Origin of the sequence: Blastococcus saxobsidens, from assembly GCF_010682065.1 — a bacterium.
Lineage (GTDB): Bacteria > Actinomycetota > Actinomycetes > Mycobacteriales > Geodermatophilaceae > Blastococcus > Blastococcus saxobsidens_B.
Map to the genome: position 1 here is coordinate 1 of NZ_JAAGWG010000048.1, position 17,490 is coordinate 17,490.

The following is a 17,490-nucleotide window of genomic DNA, read 5'->3' on the forward strand; positions in this document are numbered from 1 at the left end:
ACCGCTGCCGGGAACCAACCACCCGCCTCACGCCTCCACACCGGCGTCACCAACGTCATGACGAGCAACACCTAGCAGGCAGCCTGACCTGGGTTAGGCGTGGAGCGGGTGACCGGGATCGAACCGGCATGGCCGGCTTGGAAGCTTGCGCGAGGGCTCAGAGGTCCCAGGATCGCCAGGGTGGTGCAGAACCGGCAGGCTCAGGCGACCCTCGGGTGATGATGGCAGCGGCTTCCGGTGGTGGCCCGGGCGCCGCACGGCGCACCGGTTTTCGTCAGGCCGCCGCTGTCCCCGCATCGGGCCGGCGAGTCGGGCAGATGGTGGGGCTGCCCGGCGAAGGGACGGGCGAACGGCAGTACGACGGCGTCATGCTCCGGGCTCGGTGCCACCGAGGGGAGGGCTGTGGTGGTGACGGCCGGCTCTGCCGACAGGCGGTGGCCGGGAAGCCGACGCAAGGTGGCCGCGACGGTGAGGCCGGCGGTGAAGGCAGCGAGCGCGGTGGCGGCGTGGCTGGTGCGCATGGCTGTCTCATCGGCAGTCCACCGGGTCGGCCGGAACTGTCTCGGCCGGCCCGGGCCAGGGGGAGTCGACCCAGCGCAAGAGCGCGGTCTCCGGCGCGGGCAGATGTTCTCAGCGGCCCTATTGAGGCTCGCTAACCACCGGGAATTCTGGTTGCAGTTCTGGTTGCAGTTGGCCTACTTCGATCTTGATTCAGGGTCGTTCGTGGTCGTCCGGCGAGGCAGTGAACCCCCTGCTCGCCAGGCCTTTTCGGACATCGGCGGACGTCGGCGAACGCCGTCAGGTCGGCCTGGCAGTGTGGGGGTCAGGGGTTCGAGTCCCCTCAGCTCCACCGAAGCGCACAGGCCGTCCTCCCGCCGGGAGGGCGGCCTTCTGCGTTTCCGACGACGAGTACGTGTGACGGGCGTAACCATCAACCGCCTCGGACGTTGGTCTGCGCACAGTCCCCGACTCCCTTGGAGCAGACGTGCGCCGTCTCACCGTCAGCGTCCTCGCCGCCCTCGCGGTCCTGGTCGGCCTGCTCGTCGCGCCGGCTGCGCAGGCCACGCCGTGGCAGCAGCCCCTCCGGTACGTGGCCCTCGGTGACTCCTACAGCGCCGCCTCCGGTGTCCTCCCGCCCGACCTCACGGCACCACCGCAGTGCCTGCGCTCGACGCGCAACTACCCGCACGTGATCGCGGCCGCCATCGGCGCCCAGCTCACCGACGTCACCTGCGGCGGAGCCGACACCGGCGACGACCGCGGCGCCCAGTACCCCGGGGTCGCTCCGCAGCTCGACGCGCTGAGCCGCGACACCCAGCTGGTCACCATGACCATCGGTGGCAACGACAGCAGCGTCTTCATCAACTCGATCCTCCAGTGCGGCGCGGCGGGGCTGACCACCCTCGGCAAGGGCAGCCCCTGCAAGGACAAGTACGGCTCCTCCTTCGAGGACACGATCCGGACCACCACCTACCCGGCGCTCGTCCAGGCGCTGAAGGACGTGAAGGCCAGGTCGCCGAAGGCGAAGGTGGCGATCCTCGGCTACCCGTGGATCCTCCCGGCCACCGGCGGCTGCTTCGACCGGATGCCCATCGCTGAAGGCGACGTGCCCTACCTGCGCAGCCTGCAGGCCACGCTGAACGACGCGGTGAAGCGGGCGGCGAAGCAGGCCGGCGCCGTCTACGTCGACCTCTCGGCGGTGTCCGAGGGGCACGACGCGTGCCAGCGCCTCGGCGTGCGCTGGGTGGAGCCGGTGCTGCAGGGCACCAACCCGGTGATCGTGCACCCGAACGCCCTGGGTGAGGCCGGCATGGCGGCCCAGACCATGAAGGTCCTCCGGCTCCGCTGAGCCTCCCGTCCGCAGCCACTGCCCGGAACCACCACCCGGCGCCCGTCCCGCATCGTCGGGGCGGGCGCCGGATGGATCTCACCCCACGGCGGGAGAGGGTGACGCCGAATCACAGGTTGCACCGTTAGGCTCGCGCATCGCGATGACGCCGGACGGTGGAGGCAACTGATGGTCGAGCCGGTGGAGACGGCGCAGCCCCTTGCTGCCCGTCGGCCTCGCGGGCGGGCCAGCGACAGTGCCGCCACCCGTCGTCTGATCGTGGAGGCAGCGGCCGCGCTGTTCAGCGAGCGGGGCTACGCGACCGCGTCGTTGAGCGACATCGTCGCCGGCACGGGCATGACCAAGGGCGCGGTCTACTGGCACTTCCCCTCCAAGGAGGAGATCGCCCTCGACATCGTGCGGAACATGTACGCCAGCTGGCCGCCGCTGCTGGGCGCGGTCATGGCCGCCCACGACGACGCCCTGGACGCGCTCGTGGCCGTCACCTACAAGGCCGCGGACCAGTTCACGAACGACCTCATGACGCAGGCGGCCAAGCGGCTGCTCGCCGAGCTGCCGCCCGAGTCCCTCGCCAAGCTCCCGCAGCCCTACGTCGGGTGGCAGGGAGCGCTCCGCGCGCTCATCGCGCAGGGGCAGGAACGGGGCCAGATCAACACCCGGGTCGACCCCGAGGGGACGGCCCAGGCCATCGTGGCCAGCTTCTTCGGCATGCAGCAGGTGTCCTGGGAGCTGACCGGCCGCCGGGACCTGCTGAACCGGCTCGAGAACTTCTGGAAGCTGGTGCTCCCTCAGCTGCGCCCGGCCGGCACCGACGCCACCGACGCCGGCACGGGCACCTCCGCGTAGGACCGCACCGTGCCGCGCGCGACCGCGCCGGCCGCCTGCGCGAGCACGACCTCGACACCGGACCCGACGCGCCGGGTGGTCACGCTGGTCGGGGAGTCGAGCTCCGCGAACCGTTCGAAGCAGAGGTCGAAGCCCCACGGGCCGTCGCCGACGTCGAGCAGCGGACGCGTCGCGCGCAGGGCCCCGTCGATGAGCAGCATGCCGGGCAGGTGGTCGACCGCGTGGTCGAAGAACGTGGGATGCCCGTGGTCCACGGCGAGGACGTCCGCGGAGCCGACCGTCTCGGCGGACGTGCGGGGGAGCGGGATGACCGGCGCCGCGACGGCCGGCTGCCGCAGGCGGGCGTAGACAGCCGGCGGGAGGCAGCGGTAGGAGGCCCGCGCGGCGGCGAACCGCCCCGGCCCGCACCACGCCTCGATGTCCAGGGCCGCCCCCGCGACGACCTGGCCGCGGCGCCGGGCCTCGATCCGGACGACGAGGACGACGACGTCGCCCGGTCCGGTCCCGGGGCGCGGCGGGGGAGCGAGGTAGTCGGCCGAGATGCCCTCGAAGACGAACTGGGTGCCCAGGGCGACGCCGAGGTGCTCGTGGCTCAGGTAGATGCCGCCCTGGCGCAGTGTCTCGACGAAGAGCAGCGGATCGGGGTCCTCGTCGGGGTGGGGCTGGAACAGCGGGTGGGAGCGCGGCCACTGGGCGGCCAGCGCCACCAGGTCCTCGGCGACCGGCCGGAGGTCGGTGATCAGGACCTCGGCGAGGGCGGCCTTGTGCACCAGGCGCCGGTCCACCGTCCGCCAGGTCGTGAGCTGGTCGGCCATGGCGACCGCGTCCTCGGGGGACACCAGGCCGGGCCGGGATCGGGCAGCGTCGCGTGCGGGACTGCGCGCCACGGGTCACCTCCGCATCGGGGAGCACCCGCCACCGGTCGGTGGGGGGCGCCGAGGCCGATGGTGCCTGTCAGTCGGCGGCAGAGGTGGTGACCACGCCGTGCCGTCGTGCCAGGCGCGCCGCCGCCGGCATCGCCGCGTAGCCGTTGAGCAGCTGCGCGCGGGCCGCGAGCGCTCCGGCCCGGGCAGTGCTGATCGAGCGCAGCACGTCGTCGAAGGAGGTCTCCACCACGTAGTGGGTGCCGTCGACGAGGTGCAGCACGGTGTCGCCGTGGTGCTCGATCCGCTCGATGTGGTCGGGGTCGACGGAAAAGTGCTCGCCGTTGCGGCAGGTCACAGCAATCACGGGAGCGCTCCTTTCGCACTCGGCAGGGCAACGGGCCCCGATGGCGCCGGTCAGGCTCCTGGGTCATCGGCGTTCCGGGCCCTGAGCTGGAGTGCGGCGTGCCCTTTCGGGTGAACCGCCCGGCCGGCGCGGCCTGGGTGCGGGGCCCGGCGCGACCTCAGAAGCCGAAGAGCAGCCCGAGCCCGCCCACCGTGAACAGCACCATGACGACGACCAGCGGGAGCTGGTCGGACGCGCGCGCGTGGCGTTCGGAGCGCAGCGCGCGCTCGTGCGCGAGCGTCACGCCGGCCACGTGCCCGGCGACGACCCCGCCGACCTGCACGTAGGCGATCGTGTCGGGGCTGACCGCGGCCAGGTCGAGGACGTTGCCGTAGGTGCCGAAGAGGTCCACCCCCGGGACGCCGAACGGGTTGCTCGCGAGGATCCACGTCGTCTGACCGTCGAGCACGAGCAGGCTGAAGTAGTGGGCGATCGTGTAGCCCAGCGCGATGGGGATCACCGTGGCGGCGTACCGGCGGGGCTGCACGCCGAGCGGCTGCCCGGCCAGCCGTCCGGACAGCCGGGTGCCCAGCAGGTAGAGGACCGCCACCAGGCCCACCATCGCGACCAGCCCGAGGGTGCCCGACAGGGAGTCGTTCGCCGCGCCCGGGCCGGTCTGCCACCAGGCGGTGCGGGAGAGACCGTCGAACGCCGTCGAACCCAGCAGCACGACGACGACGGCGGCCAGCCCCGGCGTCTCGGGCGTCGCGGTGGCGTTGGCCAGCGGATTGCGGAGCACGAGCCGCCCGTCGCCGCGGCGCCCCCAGGGGGAGAGGCGGGCGATGAGCGTGGAGTAGACCTCGAAGCCGTCCCCGGAAGCGAACCACTCCTCGCCGAACCACAGCGCCAGGCCGGTGTGGACGACCGCCCAGCCGATCAGGAAGGCGGCGACGGTCACCGGCTCGGCGCGGCCGGGGTACACGAGCTCGAACCACAGGAACACCAGCAGCGAGGCGGCGGCCGGCCAGAGCCCGAGGGCCGGCAACCGCCGGGCGCCCGGGGCCCTCGGTACCGCTGCGCGCAGGATGCGGTGCAGCAGACGGAGGGGGTTCGCCACCCGCCACACCGGGCCGAGCAGGAGGCTGGCCGGCACCAGCCCCACCCAGAACGTCACGTACAGCGCCCACGGCGCCAGGTTCCGGGCGGTCTCCTCGGGCCCGCCGAGGGCCGCCGCGATCACCAGGACGAGCAGCGCGAGGGCCACGGCCTGGAGGGTCCTGCGGAGGGCGGCGCTGTCCACGGCACGCTGCACTGCAGCCGGCAGCGGCCGGCCCGAGTCCGACCCGCCCAGCTTCGGCGTCCGCCAGAGCAGCAGCAGCGCCGCGAAGCTGATCAGGATGGCCGCCCCGGCGCCGTACAGCGCCAGGCCGAGCGGGATCGGCAGGTCGGTGCGCGAACCGACCCCGTGGGCGAGCAGGGTCACCGAACCGTGCTCCGGGGTGCGTTGCCGATCCTGGCGACCTCGGTCACGAGACCTGCAGCGTCAGCAGCACCGTCCCGGCATCGTGCAGCTCGAGCTCGAAGACCCCCGGGATCGTGGCGTCGAACTGAAGCTCCGCCGGTTGCCCGGGGACCAGCTCGGCCGTGAGGTCGTAGCCGTGCAGGTGGAGCTCGTCGGCGGCGTCGCCGGTGACGACCAGGGTGACCGGCTCCCCGAGCGGCACGGGCACCCGGCCGGTGTCGCCGGTGACCTGGCCGCCGGCGACCTGGACCTCGATCCGCTGCCCGGCCGCCTCGGCGGGCGCGGCCGGGCTGGCCGTCGCCGGGTCGTCGCCGGACCCCGAGCGCTCCGCCGCGGTGGAGGCGGCCGTGGAGGCGGCGGACTCCTGCTCGGGGGCGTCGGTCCCCGCGCAGCCGGCCAGGGTCAGGGGGAGGAGCGCGGCGACGAGGAGCCGCCGGGCCCTCATCGGCGCACCGTGCCGGACGTCGTCCCCTCGGCGGGGCTGTCCGCCGGCGCGTCGGCGAAGGGCTCCTCCTGGCTCGCCCGGCGGGAGTACCGGCCGACACCCCAGGAGATGGCGGCGATCAGGGCCAGGGTGCAGGCCAGCACGACGAGGTTGGAGATCGTCCACAGGCTGCCCTCGGCGTCCTTCAGCTCGCGCTGGAGGATGTCGACCTCCGGGATGGCCGACCGGGTCATCCCGTCCTCGGCCGGGACCTCGTCCTCGCCGATGGCGTCGTCCTGCGGCAGGTAGATCGGGACGGCGGTGAGCACCCGGCCGTCGTGCACCCGCAGCAGCGTCTTCCAGGTGCCGTGCAGCGGCACCGGCTCGGTCGTCCGGTAGGCGCCCTCACCGGTCTGCTCGAGCTGGGTGACGACCAGCCCGTCGCCCTGCCACGAGGTGATCTGCACCCACGCCGGGTCGTCGGCGAAGTCGGCCGGGTCGAGCTGCACGGTGATGTTCGCCGTGCGGGGGTCGGTCTGCACGTCCTCGATGCCGAAGGTGGCCTCGAGGTCGTCGGGCACCGTCGCCATGAGCCCGTTGGCGACGGCGGCGGCCAGCACGACCAGCGAGCCGACGACGACGGTCCGCGCGATCGCGGGGCGGGGCAGGCGGCGGCGCAGGCCGGAGGCCAGCAGCGCGCCGAGCAGACCGCCGGCGACGCCACCGGCGATGGCCATCAGCGTGCCCTCGACCAGGATGTCGCTGTTCCAGGCCAGCGTCTGGGTGAACTGCGTCCAGCCCCACTCCGTGGCGTGGCCGATCGTGCCGATCAGCACGCCCGCGACAGCGCCGAAGACCAGGGGACGGCGGGCCAGCGGCACCGCGAGGGCGAGCAGCTCGACGATGATCGCCGAGCCCAGGTACAGCGGGAAGGACGGCGTGATCTCGCCGAAGGCGGGCCCGACGATCAGCGCGATGCCGCCGCGGATGACCAGGAAGAAGGCGACCGCGGCGAGCGCGCCGCCCCGGCCCATGAAGAGGCGGGCCGAGACCAGGGCGATCCCGGCGGCCGCGGCGATCATGAGCGGCTCGAGCACCAGGCGGAACTGCGGGACGTCGAAGTCGTACTCGCCCTGGAAGACCGACATGCCCAGGAGCAGGCCGCCCATGGCCGAGGCCTGCCGGAGAAAGCGGGCGGTGCGGCCCACCTTCCGGTCGCCGTCGTCGGTGGACAGGCCGCCGTGGCCCTCTTGCTCCAGCAGCAGCAGGCCGACGATGGACAGGCCGGCGCCGCCGATGAGCATCAGGTGGGTGGGGCCCCAGAGCGTGACGTCCTGGCCGAACATCCGGTGCCAGACGTCGTCGAGGGGGAAGCCGAGCAGGGCGTAGAAGCCGGCGGCGGTCAGGATGATGCCGCCGACCGGCACGTCCCAGCCGCGCAGGAAGCGCACCGCGGACGGGCCGGGCTTCTCGTCCAGGGGCATGGCGCAGGCCAGGACGCCGCCGGCGAAGACGCCGAAGAGGCCGAAGAGGATGAGGAAGTGCGCGGGGTTGGCCAGCGGGCCCTCGTCGCGCCCGACCCCGATGTGCAGCGCGATGTCCCAGAGCATGCCGAGCAGCGCGGTGAGCAGCGAGATCGTCGTCAGGACGGTGGGCAGCGCCACCCAGGCCGGAACCCCGGTCGCCGACCCGAGCCGGTTCCCGATCCGGGTCAGGACCGCCGACCGGCGGCTGCGGTGCAGGTAGACGAGCGCGAGCAGCGCCACGGTGAGCCCGAGGCCGATCGCGGTGGCGAGGAGGACCTCCCCGATGGCGGCGCCCCCCGCGGGGCGGGTGTCTGCGGCCAGTGGCATGGCGCTCCCTCTCGGCATGGGGCTATGGAACACCCATCACGGTGACATCGACAACTGATACATAGAACGAGCGGCTTACCGTGTGGTGACGACGGGAAGGAGGAGTGGGTGAGCGCACCGGAGATGGACCCCCCAGACGCGACGGCGGGCCCGCAGCTGACCGTCGACGAGCTCGCCGCCCGGGTCGGCGTCACGGTCCGCAACGTGCGCGCCTACTCGGCTCGGGGCCTGCTGCCTCCGCCGCGCATGGTCGGCCGCACCGGCTACTACGGCCGGGAGCACGTCGCCCGGCTGCTGCTCGTCCGCGAGATGCTGGCCGAGGGCTACTCCCTGGCGATGATCGAACGGACCCTGGCCAGCGCGCCGCCCACCGCCAGCTCGGCCACCCTGGCGCTGCATCGCGCCCTGCTGGCGCCGTGGCTGCCGCCGGAGCCGGAGATCACCACCGGGGCGGAGCTGGCCGCGCGGGCCGGTGTGCCCGAGCAGCCGGAGGTGGTCGACCAGCTGGTCGAGCTCGGCCTGGTGGAGCGCCTGGACGACGGCCGGCTGCGGGTGATCGACCCGGCCCTGCTGATGGCCGGGCTGCAGGTCGTCGGCCTGGGCGTGCCGCCGGCCGCGCTGATCGCCGCGCAGGCGGTGGTCAACGAGCACGTGCGGGCCATCGCCGCCACCTACGTGCAGATGTTCGTCGACACCGGCTGGCGGGACTTCGTCGAGGCCGGGGCGCCGCGGGAGCGGCTGGAGGACATCCTGGCCACCGTCACGCGGCTGCAGCCGGTCGCGGCCCAGGCCATGCTCGCGGCGTTCCGCACCGAGATGGCGGGCGAGGTGGAGGCGGCGGTGGAGACCGCGCTCAGTCAGCTCGAGGAGGAGTAGGCGGGTCGCCGTCGCGCACCGCTTCCCGTTCCATCGCCTCGCGGGTGGCTTCCTCGGAGGCCTCCCGGGCACTCAGCCGGCGGTCCCGCACCACGGCACCGGCCACCAGGGCGAGGAGGACGGCGGCGGGCACGAAGAAGCCGACGGTCCCGATGATGCTCAGGCCGTCCATGGCGACGACGTCGTAGCCAGGCATCCATCAATGTGACACCGCCCGGTGTCACGGTGTCAAACCGAGGACTGGTCGGCCCGGCGCCTCAGTCGCTGTCGCGCCCCTCGCGCCAGTAGCCCATGAAGGCCACCGACCGCCGGTCCACGCCCGCCTCCTGCACGAGGTGCCGGCGCAGCCCCTTGACCACGCCCGCCTCGCCCGCCAGCCACGCGTAGACGCCCGAGGACCCGGTCGGCACCGGACCGTCGGGCACCTCCCAGAGGATCCCCGAGTCGATGTCGATGTCGATGTCGACGTCCACGTCGGCCAGGTCGGCGGCGGGGGAGGGGGCGAGCCGGTCGCCCAGGTCGCCGACGGCGGCCACGACCGCGGCCGTGAGCAGGGCGCCGCGCCGCGCGGCGGGCGCGCCGTTCCCGGTCGACCGGGGCAGCCAGGTGACCTCCACGCCCCGGGGGGTGGCGACGTCCAGGGCGTCCCCGGCGACCGGCACCTCCAGCAGGACCCGCGCGTGCGTGCCCTCCGGCAGGGCCTCGACGATCGCGCAGATCGCCGGGACCGCGGTCTCGTCGCCGGCCACGAGCAGGCACGACGCGTCGGCCGGCGGGTGCCACTCGAACCCGCCGGTGGGGCCGGAGAAGTGCGCGTTCGGACCGACGAGCACGACCTCGTCGCCGGCCGCGGCGTGCTCGGCCCACGCCGACGCCGGCCCCGTCGCGCCGTGCAGGACGAAGTCGACGTCGACCTCGTGCAGCTCCGGCCGGGCCGCCCGGACGGTGTAGGTGCGGATGGGCATCTGCCGCTCCGGCGGGAGCGACCGCCACGCGCCGTACCAGTCCTCACCCGCCGGGCAGTCGAGGATGCCGCGCCCGGGCAGCGGCAGCATGACCTTGATCCGCTGGTCGAAGCCGTTGGAGGCGAAGGCGTCGAGCTCGGGGCCGGTGAACGTGACCCGCAGGAAGCTCGGGCTCAGCCGCTGCACCCGCGCCACCTGCACCGGGAAGGTGCGGTACGCGGGGATCTGCGTGGTCTCGACGGTCACGGCTGCTCCCGGGTCCGGCAGGTGCAGACCGTCTCTCGACTTAGGCTAGCCTCACCTGGCTTTCGGCAGTCTTGCACACCACTGCCGCATCGATCCAGACGCCTGGACCCCCGATCTGAGCCCGCCTTCGAAGGAGAACGAATGACGATGCGCGTCCTGCGCGCGGCCGCCCTGACCCTCGCCGCCGCTCTGACCGTGACGGCCTGCGGGGGGAGTGGCGAGCAAGAGGGCTCGGCTCAGGCCTCCGGCTCGGCCGACGAGGCGTTCCCGCGCACCGTCGAGCACGCCATGGGCAGCACCGAGATCCCGGAGCGGCCCGAGCGGGTCGTCGTCCTGGACACCGGAGAACTGGACTCCGTGCTCTCGCTCGGCGTCACCCCGGCGGGCGCCGTCACCACCGCCGTGTCCGACGGCTTCCTGAGCTACCTGGCCGAGGACGCTGCGGGCGTGGAGGTGGTCGGCACCATCGCCGAGCCCGACCTCGAGGCCATCGCGGCACTGCAGCCGGACCTGATCCTGTCCAACGAGGTGCGGCACGAGGACATCTACCCGCAGCTGTCGCAGATCGCCCCCACCGTCTTCGCCGCGGACCTGGGCGACACCTGGAAGGAGAACTTCCTGCTCGACGCCGAGGCGCTCGGCATGGAGGACGTGGCCGCGGAGCTGCTCGCCGACTACGAGGCCGACGCCGCCGAACTGGGCAAGGCGATCGGCGACCCCGCGGCGACGACCATCAGCCCGCTGCGCTTCGTCGGCGGCCCCATCCGCGCCTACCAGCCGGAGTCCTTCATCGGCACGGTGCTCGCGGACGTCGGGCTGGACCTCGTCGAGTTGCCCGGGGGCGCGGGGGCCACGTTCGCCGAGCTCAGCGAGGAGCAGGTCACCCAGGCGACCGGGGACGTCGTCCTGTACTCGTCCTACGGATCGGCCGACGAGTCCGGCGAGGCCGCCGTCGTCGCCGGTCCGCTGTGGTCGCGGCTGCCCGCCGTGCAGAACGGCCGGGCCTACGCCGTCGACGACGACGTCTTCTACACCGGCATCGGGCTGAAGGCCGCCACCCTGCAGCTCGAGCGGCTCGAGGAGCTCCTGGCCGGCTGAGCCGGGAACGCGACGAGGGCCCCTCTCCCGCCGGGAGAGGGGCCCTCGGACGTCAGGTCAGGCGGGGGTCTCGGTGGAGATCTGCGCGGCCAGGTACTGCGGCGCACCCACCCGCTCGATCGCGGCCAGCTGGGCCTCGAACCAGTCGGCGTGCTTCTCCTCGTCGAGGACCATCTCCTCGAAGACCGAGGCGGTGCCGTGGTCGCCGAGCTCGTGGCACTCCTTGGCGGAGGCGTTGAACTGCGCGACGGCGGCCTTCTCGCTGTCGAGGGCCAGCACCAGCATCTCCTCGGCGCTCTCGCCGACGCGGATGGCGCCCAGGCGCTGCACGTTGGGGTGGCCGTCGAACAGCAGCACCCGCTGGATGAGGGAGTCGGCGTCCCGCATCTCGTCGATGGAGAGGTCGTAGAACACCTTGCCGAGCTTCGGCAGACCCCACGCGTCGAGCATGCGCGCGTTGAGGAAGTACGTGTTGGTGACGGTGAGCTCGAAGGTCAGCGCGTCATTGAGAAGTTCGACCACACGGGGGCTAACGGGCTGCACCAGCCACTCCCAGTTCTCGCTCAGCCGGGCGCTCTGTGTCGCGTCCGGCGCGGACCGGGCAATGCTTGCACACGAGGTCCCGCAGCGAGCTGATGCAGTTGCCGCAGGTCCGGCCCGCACCCGTCTCGCGCGCCACGTCGGCGACGCACCTGGCGCCGTTGGCGATGGACTCGAGGATGTCGCGGTCGGTCACCACGTTGCAGTGGCACACGTACACGGGTCGCTCGCCTAACGCCGGGGCCGGGGACGCGCTGCGCCGGCGGACCGGGGCAACGCGGAGAGGTTAGCCTGGCCTAACCGGATTGCGCCAGTGCTGCAGGTCAAGCCGGCACCCTGTGGGCCAATATCGCCACTTTGGCCCAGAGGGTGCCGGAGGTGGTCAGCCCAGGAGGGCGGCGCGGGCGAGGTAGAGCAGGACGACGACGGTGATCGCCGCGAGCAGGCCCACGTACAGCCGGCGCTCCCGCACCCGGTCGGCCTCGGTCTCGTCGGCGAGGGCCACGGGGTCGGCCCACACCGGGGGACGCCCGCCGCACTGGGCGAGCAGTTCCTCGGTCATGACGATCGGCGGGCTGACGCGGAACGGCTGTCCGGCGCCGACCAGCTCGTGGACGCGGCTCATACGGTGACCCTCCCGGTCTTCTCGGTCTTGTCCCAGGTCATGGCGGCCCCGCGGAACTCCTTGACGTAGGCGTCCACGGTGATCGCGCACATCATCGGCCCGAAGCCGACCAGGTAGAGCGCCAGCGGGGCCAGCGGGCGGCCCCAGCGGGTGCCCTCCAGCTTCCGGACCCCGTAGGCCAGCGGGATGCAGAGCACCAGCCAGCTGTAGACGAACAGCGTCCAGAACGTCTCCGCCGCCCCCGACAGCGGCACGACCCCCGGGAACGCGGCGGCGAGCAGGACCACGAAGGAGATGGCGCCCGGGAACAGCAGCGCCTCGCGCCAGACCCGGAAGCCGGTCCGCGGATCGACCGAGATCGTCAGCGTGATCATGAAGACGAAGGTGGCGATGGGCACGAACACCGCCGCCCCGAACACCTCCGCCGCGAGCTCGCTGTCGAGCAGGTACAGCCCGGTGAGGCCGACCGAGGTCAGCAGCATGGCGACCGGGAGCAGCAGGATCGCGAACCAGAAGATGCCGAAGAAGATGCCGCCCAGGCCCGGGTGCACCGACCTGCGGAAGAACAGGTGCCGGTACATCGAGGTGATCTGCACGTTGCCGCGCGCCCAGCGCAGCCGCTGCTTCCACAGCGCGTCGATGCCGGCGGGCTCCTCGGCCAGCACGCGGGCGTGCGGCTCGAAGACGACCCGGCGGCCGGCCAGCTGGGTGCGGAACGTGGTGACCGTGTCCTCGGCGAGCGAGGAGGTGTCGATCTGCCCGCCGATGGCCAGCAGGTTCTCCCGGGTGTGCAGCTGAGCGCCACCGGCGAGGCAGGCCATCGCGCCGGCGACGTTCTGCGCCCGGCGGGAGGCGGCCTGCGCGGCCAGGTAGTCGAAGCCGATGAACCGGGTGATGCCCTGCGGGTCGCCGCTGCCCTCGCGGATGTAGGCGGTCACCGCGCCGACGGTGGGGTCGGCCAGGTGGCGGGTCATCTTGCGCAGCGACGCCGGCTCGTAGATGACGTCGGCGTCCATGATCAGCAACGCCTCCATCCAGTCGTCGGCGAGGATCTCGCGCAGCCCGTGGTTGAGCGTGTGGGCCTTGCCCTCGCCGCCCTTGTCGCGGCGCAGGTGCACGACCCGGCCGGGGAAGCGCGCGGCGCAGCGGGCGAGCACCGCGGGGGTGTCGTCGGTGCTGGCGTCGTCCACGACGTAGATCCGCAGTCGGTCCGGCGGGTAGTCCAGCCCCATCAGCCGTTCGATCGAGGTGGTGAGGACGGCGGCCTCGTTCCACGCCGGGATCACCACCGCGACGTTGGGCAGGTACGGCCCGGTCTCGCGGTAGTGGTTGCGGACGGCGTGCAGCGGGATCACCAGGAACTGGGCGAGCCCGGCGACCACGGGGATCGCGCCCACACCGACGAGGGCCAGCAGCAGCCAGGTCAGCACCGTGCGGCCGGTCCCGGCCACGTCGGTGCCGGAGGCGGCGAGGAGCTCGTTCATCGCGTGCTCACCAATCGGGTCGCCGAGGCGGCGTCGGCCACCCAGGAGTAGCGGCCCACGGTCGTGGACTCGTGGCTGTCGGTGGAACCGACGAGGGTGACCCCGGCGGCGGCGAGCCCGAGCACCACGCGGGGGCCGGGGCAGCGCCACTTCTCGTTGACCTCGACCGTCGTGCCGGTGCGCACGGCGGCGTCGGCGATGGCGGCGATGTGCTGGTCGAGCAGCTCGCTCTCGTGCAGGCCGATCTTCGGCAGCAGCGAGAACAGGTGGGCCAGCTGGCCGCGTCCGGCGCGCTCCATGGCGCGCACGGTGGCGGTCACCAGGATGCCCAGGGCGTCCTCCGCCGGCAGACCGGAGGCCAGCTCCTCGAGCGTGCGGCGCGGGCTCCACGGCCCGTCGGGCCCGGGGAACTGGTGGTCGGCGATCAGCACCCGGTCCACGCCGCCGCGGCCCACGACCAGGTCGTCGGGGACGTCGAGGCGACCGGAGGCGTCGAGGATCTTGGCCTCCACACCGGTCAGGACCTCCAGGCCCTCGATCCGGGGCAGCGCGGACACCTCGGCGAGGAAGCCGGGCACCCACGTCGTCGTGGTCCGGACGTGGTCGACCATGCGGATGCTGGCCAGGCCGGTGTCGCGGGCGGCGACGAGGTTCTCCATCGGGGCGCTGATCGCGTCGTCGGACCAGGTGGAGTGCACGTGGTGGTCGGTGAGCAGCAGGTCGCGCTCACCCAGGGCGGTGGTCATCGGCCGGCCTCCTCGGGGACGACGTCGCCCAGCGGCAGGAAGACGTCCTCCAGGTACCGGACGACGGCCAGCTCGGTGAAGGGCACCGACGCCGGGAGCGGTCGCTCCAGCGCCAGGTCCAGGGCCAGCGACGGCATGTCCACGCCGGCGGCCACGGTCAGCGGCATCGCGCCGGGGAAGCGGGGGTTGACCTCCAGCAGGGCGGGCCGGCCCTCGCCGTCCCGGCGGAGCTGGATGTTGGCGACGCCCACCAGGCCGATGGCGGCGGCCACCAGGCGGGCGGTCTCCTCCAGCTCGGGGTCGGCGACGGTGCAGCCGGCGACCGAGACCCCGGAGTCGACCCGCAGCCGGGAGCGCGGGACGGCGGCGACGACGGTGCCGTCGGCGTCGGCCAGCGTGTCCACGGAGTACTCGTCGCCGGGCAGGTGCGCCTGCACGAGGATGTCCTCGTCGTCGCCGAGGGCGCGCAGCGCGGCGGCGTCCTCGACCAGGTGGACACCGCGCGAGCCGGCGCCGCGGCGCGGCTTGACGATGACCGGGTAGTTCCAGCTGTCGGGGTCGGTCTCGCCGAGCAGCGCGGTGCGCGGCACCCGCAGGACGCCGGCGCAGCGCTGGGACAGCGCGTACTTGTCCAGGCAGACCTCGAGGGTCTCCAGGCTCGGCGCGGCCAGCGTGGTGCCGATGGCCTCGAGCCGCTTGCGGTCGGCGGCCAGGCGCGGCAGCTCGACGTCGACGGTGGAGAACAGCACGTCCACCCGCTCGCGCTCGCAGAGCTCGACGAGGGAGTCGACGAAGTCCTCGCTCAGGCCCGGGCGGACCAGGTGCCGGGCACCGGCCTCGACCAGGTAGAGGCCGCTGGCGTACCGGTCCATGTCGGCGGCGAGCAGCTCGACGTCGTCGCGGTGGGCCAGCGAGCGGAGCACGGCGATGCCGGCGGGGCCGCCCGCGCCGGTCACGAGCACGCGGGTGGGGGAGGAGTCAGGCACCGAAGCTCTCCGAAGGGGTCGAGGTGGACGAGGACGTCTGGAAGGTGGTGCCGTTCGTGGCCCCGACGACGCCGCCGGCGTCGCGGATCACCTCGAGGGGCTCGCAGTACTGGCCGCCGCTGGCGTAGCGGGACCAGTAGCGGGCCGTGGCGAGGACGAAGTCGTCCTGCAGGTAGGCACGGATGCCGGCCTGCGAGCGGAAGCTCTTGAGCAGGCCGAGCTTGGTGTCGGTGAAGCCGTCGATGGTCACGAACCGGGTGGGCCGGAAGTCGATCGTGGCCGAGGGGCTCTGGAAGCACGCGACCGTCGGCACCGAGCGGGTCGCCACGCTCGCGGCCTGGTGCACGGCCCGGTGGTCCTGGTGCCGGTCGTTGGCCGAGTGGGTGTAGACGATGCTGGGCCGCACCTCGTTCACGACCCGCTCGATGATCGACATGGTCGGGTCCATCGGGCTGATCCGGGTGTCCTCGAGGTCCTCGAGGAACAGGCGCGCACCGATGAGCTCGGCGGCGGCCAGCGACTCGCCCTGCCGGTCGTCGGCCTCGCCACCGCGGGCGCCGCGGGACATGGTGAGGATGACGACCTGGTCGCCGGCGGACCGGTGGGCGGCGAGCGTGCCGCCGACGCCGATCTCGACGTCGTCGGGGTGCGCGCCGATGGCCAGGACGGTCTGCCGCTGCGGAGCCGCGGCGCGCTTGGCCTGGGCGGTCTCGGCCAGCCGGCGGATGGTGGCGGCCAGGGTGTCCTTGGGCACCGGCTTGACGAGGAACTCGTCGGCCTGGCGCCGCAGGGCGTCGACGGCGTAGTCGACCGACGCGTGCGCCGTCATCACGGTGATCGGCAGGTCGGGACGGATCTGGCGGAGCCGGTCGAGGAAGTCCAGACCGGTCATGCCCGGCATCTCGATGTCGGTGATCGCGGCGTCGAACTCGGTGCGGCCGGCCAGGGCCAGCGCCTCGAGCGGGTCCGCGCAGGTGGTCACGGTCATGCCACCGCGCTGCAGCACCGTGCGCACGAAGAGTGCGGTGTCGGGGTCGTCGTCGACGACCAGGACGTGCAGAGCACCGTCCACTGGTCCGGCTCCCGTCGGTCGGGTCCCCCGGCCGAGCCGGGGCGGGGACGGGTGTCCCCGCGGTGGTTGACGGCCGGACCGGCCGCACTCATGAGCCCGGCCACCGGCGTCTCACCCCTCCGGGGGGTGCCGCACGTCCGGGCGACAAGGCGGGGGCTCAAGCAGCGCTTTCCCCGTGCCGATCACCCGCTCAGGTGACGGAGGACCCCCGTTCCGCCGCGCCGTACAGATCGCATCGTGAGGAGGAGACGCCGTGCCGGAACAGTCCGTGCTCGTCGTCGAGGACACCGAGGAGATCCGCGAGCTCGTGACCACGGTCCTCGAGCGCGCAGGATTCGCCGTCCGTGCCGTCGGGACCGGTGGCGAGGCGCTCGAGGAGGTGCGGCGCGACCCGCCGGACCTCATCGTGCTCGACCTCGGCCTCCCGGACGCCGACGGCACCGAGGTGTGCCGCCAGATCCGCGCGGAGACCGCCTGCTACGTGCTGATGCTCACCGCGCGTGCCGAGGAGGTCGATCTGCTGATCGGCCTGGCGGTCGGCGCCGACGGGTACATGGCCAAGCCGTTCTCCCCGCGGGAGCTCGCCGCCCGCGTGCAGGCGATGCTGCGCTTCCCCCGCACGGCGGCGCCGGCGGCCCCGGTCGCCGCGGCGGTGGCCGAATCGGTCCGCCGGCTGGCCGAGCTGGAGGTGGACGAGGACAGCCGCGAGGTGCGCGTGGACGGCGAGGTCGTCGACCTGACCCGCACCGAGTTCGACCTGCTGGCCGCCCTCGCGTCCCGCCCCGGCCGGGTGCTGCAGCGGGAGACGCTGCTCCGCGAGGTCTGGCAGACCGACTGGGAGGGCAACCTCCGACTGGTCGAGGCGCACATGTCCAACCTGCGCCGGAAGCTGGTGGCCGCCGGCCTGAGCTCGCCGGAGATCAAGACGGTGCGCGGCGTCGGCTACCGCCTGGTCGCCGCCTGACGAAGGACCCCGTCCTCCTCACCCCTCGCAGGCTCGGGGTGAGCCTCTGGACCGGGCCGCACGACGAAGGGCCCCCGCACCCGCGGGGGCCCTTCGTCGTGTCAGGCCCCGGCGAGGGCCTGGAGTTCCTGGACGCGGGAGTGGGCGAGGACGCCGCGGCGGGCGTCGGCGGCGATGGCCTGGCA

General features: G+C 73.3%; 20 protein-coding genes. 5 read left to right on the forward strand and 15 right to left on the reverse strand.

Features of this window, described 5'->3' with window-relative positions:
- Positions 1-200: 200 nt before the first annotated feature.
- Positions 201-521, reverse strand: coding sequence for a hypothetical protein (locus GCU60_RS19345; RefSeq protein ID WP_163208205.1), 321 nt, complete (start codon positions 519-521; stop codon positions 201-203).
- Between the two features lie 464 nt (positions 522-985).
- Here GCU60_RS19345 and GCU60_RS19350 point away from each other — a divergent pair, with 464 nt between their 5' ends.
- Positions 986-1,849: a GDSL-type esterase/lipase family protein gene (locus GCU60_RS19350; RefSeq protein ID WP_163208207.1), complete on the forward strand. Its 864-nt coding sequence runs from the start codon at positions 986-988 to the stop codon at positions 1,847-1,849.
- A gap of 168 nt (positions 1,850-2,017) precedes the next feature.
- Positions 2,018-2,695, forward strand: coding sequence for a ScbR family autoregulator-binding transcription factor (locus GCU60_RS19355; protein WP_163208209.1), 678 nt, complete (start codon positions 2,018-2,020; stop codon positions 2,693-2,695).
- On the opposite strand, the gene GCU60_RS19360 is transcribed toward GCU60_RS19355, so the two are convergent.
- The 5 genes from GCU60_RS19360 to GCU60_RS19380 all read right to left on the reverse strand — a co-directional run bounded on the left by GCU60_RS19360 (position 2,638) and on the right by GCU60_RS19380 (position 7,703).
- Entirely contained in the window at positions 2,638-3,582 is a 945-nt protein-coding gene (locus tag GCU60_RS19360; RefSeq protein WP_163208211.1) for a ScbA/BarX family gamma-butyrolactone biosynthesis protein, read from the reverse strand. The genes GCU60_RS19355 and GCU60_RS19360 overlap by 58 nt on opposite strands.
- 67 nt (positions 3,583-3,649) lie before the next feature.
- A complete protein-coding gene (locus GCU60_RS19365) occupies positions 3,650-3,925 on the reverse strand; it encodes a flagellar FlbD family protein (protein WP_163208213.1) in 276 nt (91 codons plus the stop codon).
- Between the two features lie 157 nt (positions 3,926-4,082).
- Complete coding sequence (locus GCU60_RS19370) at positions 4,083-5,387, reverse strand: hypothetical protein (protein WP_163208215.1); 1,305 nt, start codon at positions 5,385-5,387, stop codon at positions 4,083-4,085.
- A 43-nt stretch (positions 5,388-5,430) separates the two neighbouring features.
- The gene (locus GCU60_RS19375; protein WP_163208217.1) at positions 5,431-5,871 is read right to left on the reverse strand and encodes a hypothetical protein; all 441 of its coding nucleotides are present in this window, start codon (positions 5,869-5,871) and stop codon (positions 5,431-5,433) included.
- Positions 5,868-7,703 (reverse strand): hypothetical protein, encoded by a 1,836-nt coding sequence (locus tag GCU60_RS19380; protein ID WP_163208219.1) that lies wholly within the window; start codon positions 7,701-7,703, stop codon positions 5,868-5,870. The genes GCU60_RS19375 and GCU60_RS19380 overlap by 4 nt, the downstream gene beginning before the upstream one ends.
- A 108-nt stretch (positions 7,704-7,811) precedes the next feature.
- Between GCU60_RS19380 and GCU60_RS19385 the strand changes: the two genes are divergently transcribed.
- Entirely contained in the window at positions 7,812-8,579 is a 768-nt protein-coding gene (locus GCU60_RS19385) for a MerR family transcriptional regulator (RefSeq protein WP_204262340.1), read from the forward strand.
- On the opposite strand, the gene GCU60_RS19390 is transcribed toward GCU60_RS19385, so the two are convergent.
- Positions 8,557-8,775, reverse strand: coding sequence for a hypothetical protein (locus tag GCU60_RS19390; protein ID WP_163208221.1), 219 nt, complete (start codon positions 8,773-8,775; stop codon positions 8,557-8,559). The genes GCU60_RS19385 and GCU60_RS19390 overlap by 23 nt on opposite strands.
- A 61-nt stretch (positions 8,776-8,836) precedes the next feature.
- Positions 8,837-9,790, reverse strand: a complete 954-nt coding sequence (locus GCU60_RS19395) for a siderophore-interacting protein (protein ID WP_163208223.1) — start codon at positions 9,788-9,790, stop codon at positions 8,837-8,839.
- A 141-nt stretch (positions 9,791-9,931) separates the two neighbouring features.
- Here GCU60_RS19395 and GCU60_RS19400 point away from each other — a divergent pair, with 141 nt between their 5' ends.
- Entirely contained in the window at positions 9,932-10,888 is a 957-nt protein-coding gene (locus GCU60_RS19400; RefSeq protein ID WP_163208225.1) for an ABC transporter substrate-binding protein, read from the forward strand.
- 57 nt (positions 10,889-10,945) lie between these two features.
- Here the strand turns inward: GCU60_RS19400 and bfr are convergent, their stop codons facing one another.
- From bfr to GCU60_RS19435, 7 genes are all read right to left on the reverse strand, one after another.
- Complete coding sequence (bfr, locus tag GCU60_RS19405; RefSeq protein WP_163208227.1) at positions 10,946-11,431, reverse strand: bacterioferritin; 486 nt, start codon at positions 11,429-11,431, stop codon at positions 10,946-10,948.
- Complete coding sequence (locus GCU60_RS22340; protein WP_163208229.1) at positions 11,418-11,648, reverse strand: (2Fe-2S)-binding protein; 231 nt, start codon at positions 11,646-11,648, stop codon at positions 11,418-11,420. Before GCU60_RS22340 ends, bfr begins: the two co-directional genes overlap by 14 nt.
- Positions 11,649-11,810: 162 nt before the next feature.
- Entirely contained in the window at positions 11,811-12,053 is a 243-nt protein-coding gene (locus GCU60_RS19415) for a hypothetical protein (protein ID WP_163208231.1), read from the reverse strand.
- Positions 12,050-13,537 (reverse strand): glycosyltransferase, encoded by a 1,488-nt coding sequence (locus GCU60_RS19420; protein ID WP_163208233.1) that lies wholly within the window; start codon positions 13,535-13,537, stop codon positions 12,050-12,052. The genes GCU60_RS19415 and GCU60_RS19420 overlap by 4 nt, the downstream gene beginning before the upstream one ends.
- Entirely contained in the window at positions 13,534-14,283 is a 750-nt protein-coding gene (locus GCU60_RS19425; protein ID WP_163208235.1) for a histidinol-phosphatase, read from the reverse strand. The genes GCU60_RS19420 and GCU60_RS19425 overlap by 4 nt, the downstream gene beginning before the upstream one ends.
- Complete coding sequence (locus tag GCU60_RS19430; protein ID WP_163208238.1) at positions 14,280-15,269, reverse strand: ATP-grasp domain-containing protein; 990 nt, start codon at positions 15,267-15,269, stop codon at positions 14,280-14,282. Before GCU60_RS19430 ends, GCU60_RS19425 begins: the two co-directional genes overlap by 4 nt.
- Complete coding sequence (locus GCU60_RS19435; RefSeq protein ID WP_204262341.1) at positions 15,262-16,341, reverse strand: response regulator; 1,080 nt, start codon at positions 16,339-16,341, stop codon at positions 15,262-15,264. Before GCU60_RS19435 ends, GCU60_RS19430 begins: the two co-directional genes overlap by 8 nt.
- 253 nt (positions 16,342-16,594) lie before the next feature.
- On the opposite strand from GCU60_RS19435, the gene GCU60_RS21985 reads away from it, so the two are divergent.
- Complete coding sequence (locus GCU60_RS21985) at positions 16,595-17,305, forward strand: response regulator (protein WP_163208240.1); 711 nt, start codon at positions 16,595-16,597, stop codon at positions 17,303-17,305.
- Positions 17,306-17,490 lie beyond the last annotated feature (185 nt).